The 12,391-nt window shown below is 62.9% G+C and carries 11 protein-coding genes, 3 tRNA genes and 1 rRNA gene; all 15 read left to right on the top strand.

All coding sequences use genetic code 11. The features are described from left to right. A 5S ribosomal RNA gene (rrf, locus tag HMPREF1484_RS10670) occupies positions 1 to 105 on the top strand; the annotation flags it as partial. 208 nt (positions 106 to 313) lie between these two features. Then, a complete protein-coding gene (locus HMPREF1484_RS10665) occupies positions 314 to 1,318 on the top strand; it encodes a polyprenyl synthetase family protein (protein ID WP_016665068.1) in 1,005 nt (334 codons plus the stop codon). Positions 1,319 to 1,429: 111 nt separating this feature from the next. Beyond that, entirely contained in the window at positions 1,430 to 2,455 is a 1,026-nt protein-coding gene (locus HMPREF1484_RS10660) for a PP2C family serine/threonine-protein phosphatase (RefSeq protein WP_016665067.1), read from the top strand. A gap of 120 nt (positions 2,456 to 2,575) precedes the next feature. After that, on the top strand, positions 2,576 to 6,727 hold the full coding sequence (locus HMPREF1484_RS10655; RefSeq protein WP_016665066.1) for an FtsK/SpoIIIE domain-containing protein: 4,152 nt from the start codon (positions 2,576 to 2,578) through the stop codon (positions 6,725 to 6,727). Positions 6,728 to 6,829: 102 nt separating this feature from the next. Further along, complete coding sequence (locus HMPREF1484_RS10650) at positions 6,830 to 7,096, top strand: hypothetical protein (RefSeq protein ID WP_016665065.1); 267 nt, start codon at positions 6,830 to 6,832, stop codon at positions 7,094 to 7,096. Positions 7,097 to 7,238: 142 nt separating this feature from the next. Beyond that, the gene (locus HMPREF1484_RS10645) at positions 7,239 to 7,502 is read left to right on the top strand and encodes a hypothetical protein (RefSeq protein WP_016665064.1); all 264 of its coding nucleotides are present in this window, start codon (positions 7,239 to 7,241) and stop codon (positions 7,500 to 7,502) included. A 35-nt stretch (positions 7,503 to 7,537) separates the two neighbouring features. Further along, entirely contained in the window at positions 7,538 to 7,810 is a 273-nt protein-coding gene (locus HMPREF1484_RS10640) for a hypothetical protein (RefSeq protein WP_016665063.1), read from the top strand. 339 nt (positions 7,811 to 8,149) lie between these two features. After that, positions 8,150 to 8,231: transfer RNA gene (locus tag HMPREF1484_RS10635), tRNA-Tyr, on the top strand. Between the two features lie 95 nt (positions 8,232 to 8,326). After that, a tRNA-Thr gene (locus HMPREF1484_RS10630) sits at positions 8,327 to 8,399 on the top strand. A gap of 57 nt (positions 8,400 to 8,456) precedes the next feature. Further along, positions 8,457 to 8,533: transfer RNA gene (locus HMPREF1484_RS10625), tRNA-Met, on the top strand. Between the two features lie 93 nt (positions 8,534 to 8,626). Then, on the top strand, positions 8,627 to 8,797 hold the full coding sequence (gene rpmG, locus HMPREF1484_RS10620; RefSeq protein WP_016665062.1) for a 50S ribosomal protein L33: 171 nt from the start codon (positions 8,627 to 8,629) through the stop codon (positions 8,795 to 8,797). Positions 8,798 to 8,996: 199 nt separating this feature from the next. After that, positions 8,997 to 9,449: a MaoC family dehydratase N-terminal domain-containing protein gene (locus HMPREF1484_RS10615; protein WP_016665061.1), complete on the top strand. Its 453-nt coding sequence runs from the start codon at positions 8,997 to 8,999 to the stop codon at positions 9,447 to 9,449. An 8-nt stretch (positions 9,450 to 9,457) separates the two neighbouring features. Further along, positions 9,458 to 9,892, top strand: coding sequence for a MaoC/PaaZ C-terminal domain-containing protein (locus tag HMPREF1484_RS10610; RefSeq protein ID WP_016665060.1), 435 nt, complete (start codon positions 9,458 to 9,460; stop codon positions 9,890 to 9,892). Further along, positions 9,889 to 11,007 carry a UDP-N-acetylmuramate dehydrogenase gene (locus HMPREF1484_RS10605; protein ID WP_016665059.1) on the top strand — a complete coding sequence of 373 codons (1,119 nt, stop codon included), beginning with the start codon at positions 9,889 to 9,891 and terminating at the stop codon, positions 11,005 to 11,007. The genes HMPREF1484_RS10610 and HMPREF1484_RS10605 overlap by 4 nt, the downstream gene beginning before the upstream one ends. Positions 11,008 to 11,104: 97 nt before the next feature. Beyond that, positions 11,105 to 12,373 (top strand): serine hydroxymethyltransferase, encoded by a 1,269-nt coding sequence (glyA, locus tag HMPREF1484_RS10600; RefSeq protein ID WP_016665058.1) that lies wholly within the window; start codon positions 11,105 to 11,107, stop codon positions 12,371 to 12,373. Positions 12,374 to 12,391: the final 18 nt, after the last annotated feature.

The raw sequence follows: 12,391 nt of genomic DNA, 5'->3' as shown, positions 1-12,391 counted from the left end.
AGCGTTGGGGAAACGCCCGGTTCCATTCCGAACCCGGTAGCTAAGCCTAACTGCGCCGATGGTACTGCACTCGGGAGGGTGTGGGAGAGTAGGACGCCGCCGAAATTATTCATCGAGAGCCCCGGTCGTAGGACCGGGGCTCTTTTTCTATTCGGAAACCGTCGGAAATCCCCGCTGGCTCCTGCACCAGCGTGACCCTCCCCATCCGTGCGCGTCGCAGGTGACTCTCGCGCTGCACGCAGCTTCAAATCCCGATAGAGTTAACGTCTGTAGTTCGTTCGCAGGGAACGGGCCCGTCAGGTAAAGGACAGTGATGGCGAGCTTCACGATGGATGACATCGACCCTTCCCTTGCGGAAGCGATCCAGAGCAGGCTCGAGGCTGTCGAAGATAAGCTGCGCGCTGCCGTCTCTACGTCGGACCCCATGATGCGGGCCACCGCTCCGTACCTGCTCGAAGCCGGCGGCAAGCGTGTGCGTCCGGTGCTTGTCATGCTCGCTGCTGCCTTCGGCGATCTATCGGCTCCTCAACTTGTTGACGCCGGTGCGCTCGTCGAGCTCACCCATCTCGCGACGCTCTATCACGATGATGTCATGGATGGCGCAGAAACCCGTCGCGGTACGAAAGCTGCTCATCGCGTGTGGGGCAACAACATCGCCATCCTCACAGGGGATTTTCTCCTAGCGCGCGCGAGTGCAATAAGCGCGGGCCTCGGCTCGGAAATCGTCGCCGTCCACGCGCAGACCTTCGAGCGCCTGTGTTTGGGGCAGCTCAACGAGACGGTGGGTCCCACCGAGCGTGACGATCCGTTTGCTCATTACATCGACGTGCTCTCGAACAAGACAGGTTCGCTCATCGCGACCGCCGGTGTTCTCGGAGCGATGATCTCCGGGGCGCCTGCGCAGGTGGTGGAGACCATGCGTGAATACGGCGAGGCTGTTGGCGTGGCCTTCCAACTTGCTGACGACGTGATCGATATCCGCGCAACGCCCGAGCAGTCCGGCAAGACCCCTGGTACTGATTTGCGAGAGGGCGTGCCCACGATGCCCACCCTCCTCTTGCGCTCCCATGTTTCCGAGCACCCCGACGACACGGCGTCAGCACAGTTGCTTGCCTCGCTCGACGGTGATCTCTCGAGCGATGAACGCCTCGCCGAGGTCGTCAGCCATCTGGCCAAACACCGTGTCGTCGACGAAACCGAGAAGCTTGCTGAAAGCTACGCTGATCGCGCTCTCGCTCTTGTCGAAGCACTTCCCGCAGGCGCGGCGAGGGATGCGCTCACTGCATTTACCGTGTCTCTCGTGAGGCGTCGTGCCTAAGGGGCGTGTGCGCCTGCACCGTTCATCGCTTCTCGCGTATGCTTGAGTACGCTCCAGGTACCGCGCGTGCTGAGTCCCCGCGGCGCCTCCTTATCGCGGCTGTACGGTCGAATGCGCTCACAGCGTTTCGGTCTTCACGCCGTGCTCGACCAAGGTGATGTGAACCAACTCGTGAATGCAGACCTTTCATTGCGTGCCGAACGGCACGGGGGAGATTTCGGTGTGGCCTCGACAGGCGCAACCGACGTTGGTCTCGTGCGGTCCATCAACGAGGATTCGTTTATTTCCTACGACCCGATTTTTCTCGTCGCCGACGGTATGGGCGGCCACAATGCCGGCGAAGTCGCGAGCGGAATCGTCGCGGATGAGTTCGCCTCGCTCGCCGGTGGAGACTACGTAGAGCTCGAGGACGTCGCCGACGCCATGGTCCGCTCCTATGAGCGCATTGCAAGCCTCGACGATGACTCGGGGCGTAGTGCAGGCACGACCGTGGCGATGGTTGCACTTACGCTTCACGAATCCGAGCCTCACTGGCTCGTGATGAACCTCGGCGATTCCCGCGTCTACATGCTGCGCGACGGTGAATTCTCGCAGATCAGCGTCGACCATTCAGTTGTGCAAGAACTCGTGGACCGCGGCGAGATTACGCTTGACCAGGCCCGCGTCCACCCCTATCGAAATATGATCACGCGTGCGCTCGGCGCCGGCCCCGATACGCGACCTGATTTTTGGCTCATTCCCGTTCGCCTTGGGGACCGCTTCCTCGTGTGTAGTGACGGCGTGACCGGAGAGGTCAGCGACGGCGAGCTTCACACGATGCTTCAGGAGACCTCGGAAGCGGATTTCGTAGCCCAGCGCATCGTGGAGACGGCCGTTGCCCATGGCGGGCGTGACAATGCGACGGCGGTCGTTGTGAGTGCCGTTGAACCCGATGATGCGGGAGTGTACGGGGAGCATATTTTCACGACCGTCGACCGGCTTGAACTGCCCGTGATCACTGACGAAGATGCGCTCGACGACGCTGCGACTGCGCAGCTGGAGGGCGAGCCTGACACCGGTGACCAAAGCGATCGCGGTGACGGCGCAGAAGCCGTCGGATCGTTCGAGGCTGAACAGGAGCACCCCGAGGGCGCCTGACGCACCTCGCCTTGTGCCGCACACAACCCCGCTTTTCACAATCGTGAAAGGCGGGGTTTGGCGTATCCCGAATCTTCGCGATTCTTGAGGAGGTAACGGTGGTGGAAAGGAGGCGGGCCCGTGACGCTGATAGTCGAGGTTAGCGCTTCCTCACAGCCTCCCGTTGTGCTGGAGATCGCCGCAGATGCCACCGTGAGCACGGGGGAACTTACCGAGCGCCTGCGGCATCATTTCGGCCTTGAGGGCGATGGGTATGCCCTGCGCATTGCGCGAGGGAGTACACAAGGGGTACCGGGCACGCTCTTCGCCAGTGAGGTCTCGCTTCATACGTCTGGGTTGGTATCCGGCATGAGCCTTGAGCTTGTGCGCACCCCGGGTGCCCGCCCTGAGCTTCGGCGGTCGGTGCCCTCGTCGTGGGAACTCGTGGTCGAAAGCGAGGGAGTGGAGCGCGTGTGTGCTCTCGATGTGGGGCTGTCGTCGCTGGGGTCATCCTCGACCTGCCGGCTCACCCTTGAGGGCGGGGGAGTCTCGAGTACGCATGCGTATATTGAGGCGGGCATCGACGTGTGGATCCACCCTGCTCAAGGGGCAGTGATAGCTCGCGAGGGGGAAGGGGAGGCAGGGTCGATTCGTCTCGCGCCTGGTTCCTATGCCCAGGTGGGGCCGTGGCGTGTCAGGGCTCGCCACAGGCCTGGCGCGGAGGTCGTAGTCGACGATGCGCCCGCGCGCGCATATCTTCCGCCCTCTCGAATTGAGCTCACGCAAGCGGAAGTGGAGATCGCGTTGCCGCGTGTGCCGCGTCGCGGTTCGTCACCGCCAGTTCCGTTTGTGAGCTTGTTCTTACCGCTCATGCTCGCTGGCGTCATGTACGCGCTCACACGGAGCACATTTGTCATCATTTTTGCGATTGCGATGCCAGCGATGGCGCTCGCGCACTACTGGTCCCAGCGCGCCCGCGTGCGTAGGGAATGGGTGGGTGCTGTTCGCGAGTTTGACGCAGCACTTGATGAGGCCCGAGCCGAGGTGCACGGTGTGCACGAAACGGAGAAAGCGCGCCTCGAGGCGATGCTCCCGTCGGCAAGGGCCATCCTCCAGTGGGACTCGCCGAAAACTGGAGATCTGTGGGCGCTTCGCGACGAGCACAGCGATTTTATGGTGCTTCGACTCGGCACTGGCCGCATCTCGAGCTCGGTGAGCTTCAAAGGGGAGGCTGGGGCGGAAGGGCCTCGTGCTCTGAGGGGTGAGCTGGATATTCTCCGGGAGCAAGGCTCAACCGTCATCGCGCCAGTGACCATCTCCCTGCGTGAGATTCGCGGGCTTGGCATCACAGGTGAAGGGCGCATGTCGCTTGCGCGTGCTCTTGCCGTACAACTGGGCGGGCGGCATTCCCCTTCCGACGTTCGCCTCGCCCTCGTCAGTTCTCCCGCCGCTAACGCGAGCGCACGAAATCTCGCCTGGCTTCCCCACGTTCGGCGAGCCGGCGCAGGAGGCGTGCTTGTCCTCGAAACCGACGAAAGTGTTGCGGAGTGGGCCGCGCGGCGCATGCCGGGCGCAGTGGAGGACATAACAGAAGCAAATGTCGTCATTGTCGCGTTTGAACCGACCACGGCGCAGCTTACGTCGCTCGCAATCCTCGCGGAGGCGTGGGAGGCGCATGGCGAGATTGGGCCTCGGCTGATCGTAACGTCGGGGGACAGCTCGCACGTGCCGGGCGTGTGCGCGGCTTTAGTCGAAACACTGGCTTGCGGTGCAGTGCTGTGGCATCGAGGGGGTACTGCCCCTGTGACTCTCGAGTCTCTCGAGGGGGTGGGAGAGCAGGCGATTCTCCCGTGGGCGCGCCGCCTGGCACCCTTGGTTGATGCCCGTACAAGGGAGGGCAGTAGTGAAGCGATCCCCGCGAGCGTGTCGCTCCTCGAAGTGAACGGCACCGAACGTCGTCACATCCGTGACCGTATCGCCCGAGCATGGCACGTGAGCGATCAAGCGCAAACCCTCACCCTCGATGCTCTCGTGGGGTACGGCGAGACAGGCCCCCTCACCATCCCACTGCGCACGTGGGGTCCACACGCGCTTGTGGCGGGCACAACGGGATCGGGGAAATCGGAGTTCTTGCAGTCATGGGTTCTGGGTCTCGCTCTTCGGTATTCGCCGCGACGGCTCACCTTCCTGTTCGTGGACTACAAGGGAGGGGCTGCACTCGGGGAGTGTGCGCGGTTGCCGCACTGCACTGGGCTTGTCACGGACCTCAGCCCCGGCCTCGTGACACGTGCACTCACGTCGCTAAAGGCGGAGCTTCGCTACCGGGAAGAGCTGTTGGCCCGCATCGGAGCGAAGGACAGCGACGAGTACGCCGAAAGCGGCGGCACTGACTTGCCCGCGTTCGTGATCGTTGTCGATGAGTTTGCCGCGCTGCGCGACAACTACCCGGAGTTTCTTGACGAACTCATCGACATAGCTCAGCGAGGCCGCTCACTCGGGATCCACCTCATTCTCGCGACGCAACGCCCCGCAGGAATTGTAAGCGAACGACTTCGAGCGAATGTAAGCCTGCGCATCGCCCTTCGATTGAGCGACGCCGCCGATTCAATCGACGTCATCGGGTCAAAGGCAGCCGCTCAGATTTCCCTCGACACCCCGGGCCGAGCCGTCGTGAGCGCGGTGGGAGCGGGCCTTCAGCGCGAGGTGCAGATGGCGTACTCTGGCTCGCGCGGAGAAAGCGACCGGTCCTCGAGGCTCGCGGTCACTCCTGTTACGGCTATGAACATCGAGGGCGTGCCTCGCGATTGGGATGCTGAGCCGAAACGGTCGACGGCCACGCCGACGCGGGGACACACGCGAGAGCGGACGGAGGCGCGCCTCATCGTGGATGAGGCGATCGGCGAATGGTCACGGACTGGTGCCAGGGTACGCTCCCCGTGGTTGCCGCCGCTCGAGGAAAACTACGCGGGCGAGGGGCTCGCGAAAGAATGGGGGCTCCCAGCGCCTTTCGCACTCCTTGATGATCCGGCTCGCCAACGCCGCGCGGTCGCGCGAGTGGGAGAGCCCGGATCCGTGTATGGCGTCTACGGTGCCTCCGGAACTGGGCGGAGTACGAGCATCGTGAGCATCGTGCGCTCGACCCGCACGGTAGAGGACAGGCCTCGAGTGTTCGTCATCGATTCGGCAAGCAGAGGCCTCAACGTGCTCATCGACGAGTCTCACGCCGTCGCATATGTGAGGGGAGACGACACCGCCTCGGTCCTAAGAATGCTCCGTCACCTTGCTCGTACTGAGACTCTTTCTCGAGCGTCGATGCTCGTGATCGACTCTTTCGCGGACCTATGCCACGAGGCCCATCCGAGCGATCGCGAGGATATGCTCTCGCTTCTCGGCGCCCTTGCCCGCACGGCGCGCGCACGCAAGCTCACTCTGGTTATCGGGGCCACGGGCCCCAGCGAACTTCCGCGGAGCCTCGAAACATCGTGCACCGAGAGAATTATTCATCGACTCTCGCGGCCCGAGGACTATGCCCTGTGTGGGCCGGCCGTCAGGCTCACCGATGCGGCACCCGTTGGCCGGGCTAGTATCGGTGGCCTCGAGGCTCACGTTGCGCTCTTTGATGAACCGTGCGCGCGCGAGGAGCGTGACCGGAATGCATGCCTCGAGGCCTTTACACTCTCCCGACGGTTGCTTGACGTGCGCGAGGCTCGAGAGCTCGTGCGCGATCCGCGTCGCGGGTTTGTAGGTTTCTCCCATACTGACGGAACACCGGTTTCGCTCCCGCTTATGCCCGGAGGGCTCGTGTTGGGAGGCGCGGCTCATGAGCGCCTCGCGCTGCTCGAGTCGCTTGCGCACCTCGCCCACGATCGTGAAGTCCTACGTGTCCCTGCTCGTGCCTCGAGCGATGCCGAGCATCCGCGATACCTACTCGAGCGGGCGAAGGGCATGGGAGCTGCGGCATTCGTTCTCCTCGAGGACATCAAAGCTCTCGAATCCGACGGCGGTGGCCCCGAGCTGGGTTCCGCTATCCGCGGGGCACTCGGTGCTGGTGCATGTATCTATGGCGGGCTCGAGGGAGGCTCATTTTCAAGGCTCGGATCCGTGGGGCCGACACTCGCGCAGTCGGGCTGCGGCATTGTTCTCGGAGCGAGCGAAACTGATGTGTTTACCGTGTTCGGTCGCACTCCGCCTCGCACGAGGTGGGCGAGCACCCCGGACGTCGCCTGGCTTGTCGAGGGGCACGAGTGCCGACTTATCGTCCCCTCGCTCGTGGCACGCAGCTGCGCGGCATAAATCGCGACTCCGCTTAGCGGAGGCGAACACACTGCATGACACGACAACAGCACCCATCAATGACTTGAGACCACCACACACCACCACGAAGGAGCACACCTCATGGGTGAAGGAATGGATCCGGCCGCAGTCGAGCGGCTCAGCGAACTCTTACGGTTCAACGCAGAAAGTTGGAGGCATGCGGGGCAGGAGCTTCATACCCTCATCGGTGCCCTCTCCTGGAAAGGCCCCGATGCCGAGACTTTCGCCAATCACGGCCATGAGGTGTCTGCTCACCTCTTGACCGTGAGCGACATGCTCAGACAACTCGCCCTTGCACTGGTAGAGCAGGCGGCAGAGCAACGTCGTGCCTCGAGCGCGGTGCGCTAGCCAACGAGCGTCGAAAAGCTCGGTCCGTTATCCACATCGGAGCCAGCCGCTCTCGCTCCACAGAATGTTCGTGGGCGCTGAGGCCGTAGCGTGAAGGTGTCGGAAATCGACCGTCGTAGATGACATGAGAAGGGAAAACACCATGATGAAGGGAATGGATCCCGGGAGCGTTGAGACCATGGCGGGTGAGCTCGAGTCGCTTGCCGTTTCGCTCCGTGACACGGGAAGTAACGCGGTGAACATGGTCCAGTCACTCGAGTGGGCCGGGGAGGACCGTGAAAACTTCCTGGCGCAGCTGGGCACTCTTGCCCACGCGGGTGACGACAATGCCGCGAGGCTCGGGCTCTTGGCCGAGAACGCGCGCGGGCAGGTAGCCGAACAGCGCGCGGCCTCGAGCGCCGGGTAGCACACACGCTTCTACACACGACTCAAGGGGGAAACATGAACACGACATTTATCGGTATGTCGCCCGAACAGGGCGTCTCCACGGGCGAGGGCCTCGTCTCGCTCGCAACGGCAACCACGACTGCTCTGAACACCGCACGTGAAAGCGTCCAAGCCGCCCAGTGGGTAGGAGAGGATCGCGACGCGTTCGTCGCGAACTTCGAGGCCCTTGCGACGAGCATCGAAGCGCTACTGACGAACCTTCGCACGCACGGTGAGCAGGTCAAGCAAGAGGCGGCCGAGCAGATGCAGGCCTCGGCTGCAAGCTAGCGTACGCAGCCTCACCGGTTCTCTTTGGTTTCACGCCCTGTGCACGAGGGAAGAAGGGGGGAGGTGCACGCTTAGCGAAAGAGCGGTGCACCATGGGACAGAGGAGACGCACGCGAGGACGAGGGGGGAAGAGAAGGGGAAAGAATGGTGGGCGCCGCGGTTCAAACGGCTGCGGCGCCCACCCACGGAAAGGTCCGGCTTGGCCGCGTGCACATCCTGTGAGAGGGAACACGGCTCCCAGCAGCCAATCTGCGTGGACGAAAGCGTAAAGGATCGCTAGTATTGATCAGGTTCGCTTCGCGATATGAAACCTCGAGAGGTGGCGTATTCGGCGAGCAAGGCAGGTTACCCTAGCGGCCAAAGGGATCTGACTGTAAATCAGACGGCTCAGCCTTCGGGGGTTCGAATCCCTCACCTGCCACGCAGATCACCTCCACGAAAGTGGCTGTGATCCGCCGCACCGGGGACTTTCCCAAATTGCCTAGAGTGGCAAAACACGGTAAGTTTTCACGCGTTGCCCTGATAGCTCAGTCGGCAGAGCATCTCCATGGTAAGGAGAAGGTCAAGGGTTCGATTCCCTTTCAGGGCTCTGATCGGATGGCGGCCCGGCACCGAAGCATCGGTGTCGGGCCGCAGTTCCGATCGAGCCGGGGTAGCTCAGACGGTCAGAGCGCACGACTCATAATCGTGAGGTCGCGGGTTCGATCCCCGCCCTCGGTACCACTCCAGGTTTCCCTGGCGTGTTGACGTGCCTGCATGACGCAGGCGATAGGACCCGCGTATGCAAGATGCGCGCGAAACGGAAAGAGGCGAGTCATGGCAGCAAAAAGCTCTGACGTGCGTCCTAAGATCACCTTGGCGTGCGTAGATTGCAAGAACCGCAACTACATCACCAAGAAGAACCGTCGCAACACCCCTGACCGCCTCGAGCTCAAGAAGTACTGCTCGACGTGCGCCAGCAGCACGGTTCACCGCGAAACCCGCTGATCCATACGCACATACTCATCAAAAAGCCACCCCGGGTGTGCTCTCCGGAACCCCTCCGCTGAGCCGCTCACGAGGGTGGCTTTTTGCTGTGCAGTACGGTCCGGGGCGCACCACCACGGGCCGCGCTGAGCGACCGGATACGATGAGAACCTATGCGTGCCGTTAGAGGGCCGCACAACCGATCGAAGGGTGAGAACCAATGGCATCGCCGAATCCTGACTTCGCGGGCCGCGTGTACGACAGTGGCCCGTGCGTGCGAGTGTCGGAAACGAAGATCCGCGAGTTTGCCGCCGCTACCGGTAACACGCATCCCCTCACGGTGAGTGAGGATGCTGCACGCGCCGCGGGTTACGAGGCGATTATCGCGCCGCCCACATTCCTCGTGACGCTCGCCCAGGCAGAAGAGGCACGCTACATCAACGACCCGGAAGCCGGAATCGACTTTTCGCGCGTCGTCCACTCCGAGGAGTCCTTCGCCCTCAGTCGCGCGATTGTGGCAGGCGACGAACTCACTCCCAGCCTCACCGTCGAAGCTCTCAAGCAGGTTGGGCCGCACGCGATGGTGACGACTCGTGTGGACTTTACCGATGAGGCAGGCGCGCATGTCGCGAGCGTCCGTTCGTCGCTCGTTGTTCGAGGCGAGGAAGGCTAACCGGCATCATGACCATTCCCACCACTCCCACGCTCGAAACCCTCGCAAAGGGCGATGTCGTTGCACGCGAGACGCGACGTTTCACGCGCGACAGCCTCGTGCGCTATGCGGGTGCTTCTGGCGACTTTAACCCGATCCATTACAACGATGCGTTCGCACGCGAGGTAGGGCTTCCCTCCGTTATCGCACACGGCATGCTCACGATGGGCACCGTGATTGCCCCCGTTCTCGACTGGCTCGGCGATCCGGGCCGACTCGTGTCGTACGAGACGCGCTTTACGCGCCCGATCGAGGTGCCTGCGCTCGGTGGCGTCGACATTGATATTGAGGCAGCCGTCGGACTCCTGACCCCTGAAGAGGGCACCGCGCGCATTGACATCACGGCGAGTGTTGACGGGCACAAAGTGCTGACGAAGTGCCGCGCGGTGGTGAGGCTCGCGTGAAGCTTTCGGACCTCACGACTCTTCGCATCGGTGGCGAGATCAAGCACTACGTCGAGGCACGCACCGAAGAGGAACTGATCGCTGCCGTGCGCGACGCCGATGCGGCGGGCGAGGAACTGCTCGTCCTGGGCGGTGGTTCGAATCTCGTCGCGTCGAACGCCCCCTTCGAGGGAACCGTTGTACGCGCGGTCGGTGAGGATCGCCCGACGTGTATCGATGCGACCTGTGAGGTGTCGACAACAGGCGAGGCGCGGGTCGAAGACCGCACTCCGCTTGCGCCTGCCTGCGGCGGTGCGAGCGTCGAATACTTCGCTGGGACCACGTGGGATGCCGCGGTTGCGTACGCGGTCGAGCGCGAGATGATTGGGATCGAAGCGCTTTCAGGCATTCCGGGAACGGTGGGTGCCACTCCCGTGCAAAACGTCGGCGCGTACGGGCAGGAAGTGTCCTCTGTCATCACTCGTGTACGCACGTGGGATCGGCTCGAGAATACGATTCGGACGTTCTTTGCTGCCGACTGCCAGTTCGCGTACCGAGACTCGATCTTCAAACGTACGCGGATGCCCGGTGGCGGCGCGACCGGCCGTTACGTGGTGCTCTCGGTAACCTTCCAGCACCACCTCGGCTCCCTCTCGGCTCCCGTGAGGTACGCGCAGCTTGCCGAGCGACTCGGCATCGAGCCGGGGCAGCGCGCGCCGATGCGTGAGGTCCGCGAGGCCGTCCTCGACATCCGTGCGCGCAAGGGTATGGTCCTTGATGAGGGCGATCACGATACGTGGAGCGCGGGAAGCTTCTTCACGAACCCGATCCTCACGCACGAGGAGGCTGCGCGGCTGCCTGAGGCAGCGCCCCGTTACGAGGCTGAGGGCGGAATTAAGACGAGTGCCGCATGGCTCATCAGTCATTCGAACCTCGAAAGGGGATTCACGCTCACACCGGATAGGCGCGGTGCGGCACTGTCGACCAAACACTCGCTGGCTCTCACTAACCGCGGTGAGGCAACGAGCGAAGACATCGCGCAGCTTGCGAACCATGTACGCTCCGTGGTCCACGATCGATTCGGGGTGTGGCTCGAGCCTGAGCCGGTGCGTCTGAATGTTCGGATAGGTGCGTAGGCGCGGAGCCGACGCTTGCTCATCTGGCGCTGTTGCCTGGCTCACTAAGTGATTACACTCGAGCAGGACATAAGTCTTAGTACGCGAAGGAGCGCATATGAGCACGCATAGCGATTCGATTGCCACGGTCGACCCGGAGATCGCCAAGGTTCTCGATCAGGAACTGCATCGCCAGCAAACCACCCTTGAAATGATCGCGAGCGAGAACTTTGTTCCGCGGGCGGTTCTTCAGGCCCAGGGGTCGGTTCTCACGAACAAATACGCCGAGGGCTACCCGGGTAAGCGCTACTACGGTGGCTGCGAGTTCGTGGACGTCGCGGAAAACCTGGCAATTGAGCGTGCGAAGTCCCTTTTCGGTGCTGATCACGCGAACGTGCAGCCCCATTCGGGCGCGTCCGCCAACGCGGCTGTGATGCATGCTCTCGCAAGTGCTGGCGACACCCTCATGGGGCTTTCCCTCGCGCACGGCGGGCACCTCACCCACGGCATGAAGATCAACTTTTCGGGCAAGCTCTACAACATCGCGGCCTACGAGGTCGATCCCGAGACCGGCCGCATCGACATGGATCGTGTGCGCGCGCAAGCGCTCGAGGCGCACCCGAACGTGATCGTTGCCGGGTGGTCGGCGTACCCGCGCCAGCTCGACTTTGAAGCATTCCGCTCGATCGCCGATGAAGTTGGTGCGAAGCTGTGGGTCGATATGGCGCACTTCTCGGGTCTTGTGGCCGCAGGTCTCCACCCGAGCCCGGTGCCGTTTGCCGATGTCGTTTCGACGACCGTTCACAAGACTCTCGCGGGTCCCCGCTCGGGCCTTCTTCTCGCCAAGCAGGATTTCGCGAAGAAGGTTGACTCGGCGGTGTTCCCTGGCCAGCAGGGCGGCCCGCTCATGCACGTGATCGCTGCGAAGGCGGTCGCTCTGAAGCTCGCGGCGACCGACGAGTTCAAGGAACGCCAGAAGCGCACGCTCGAGGGCGCGCAGATTCTCGCTGAGCGCCTCGGTCAGGCTGACGCGAAAGAGGCCGGCATCGAGCTCCTCTCAGGAGGCACCGACGTTCACCTCGTACTCGTTGACCTCCGCAAGTCTGAGATCGACGGGCAACAGGCCGAGGATCTCCTTCACGAGATCGGCATCACCGTGAACCGCAACGCGGTTCCGAATGATCCGCGTCCGCCGCGCGTGACGTCGGGTCTTCGCATTGGTACGCCGGCGCTTGCGACGCGTGGTTTCGGTGCGAGCGAATTCACGGAGGTCGCCGACATCATCGCGACCGCACTTACCGGCAAGGGGGATGTCGAGCAGCTTCGAGGGCGCGTTCGTACGCTCGTGGAAAACACACCCCTGTACGCCGACCTCACCCAATACTGAGAACTCACGACGCAAGGA

The sequence above is a fragment of the Dermabacter sp. HFH0086 genome (assembly GCF_000413375.1).
Lineage (GTDB): Bacteria > Actinomycetota > Actinomycetes > Actinomycetales > Dermabacteraceae > Dermabacter > Dermabacter hominis.
This window is presented reverse-complemented; position numbering and strand designations above follow the sequence as displayed.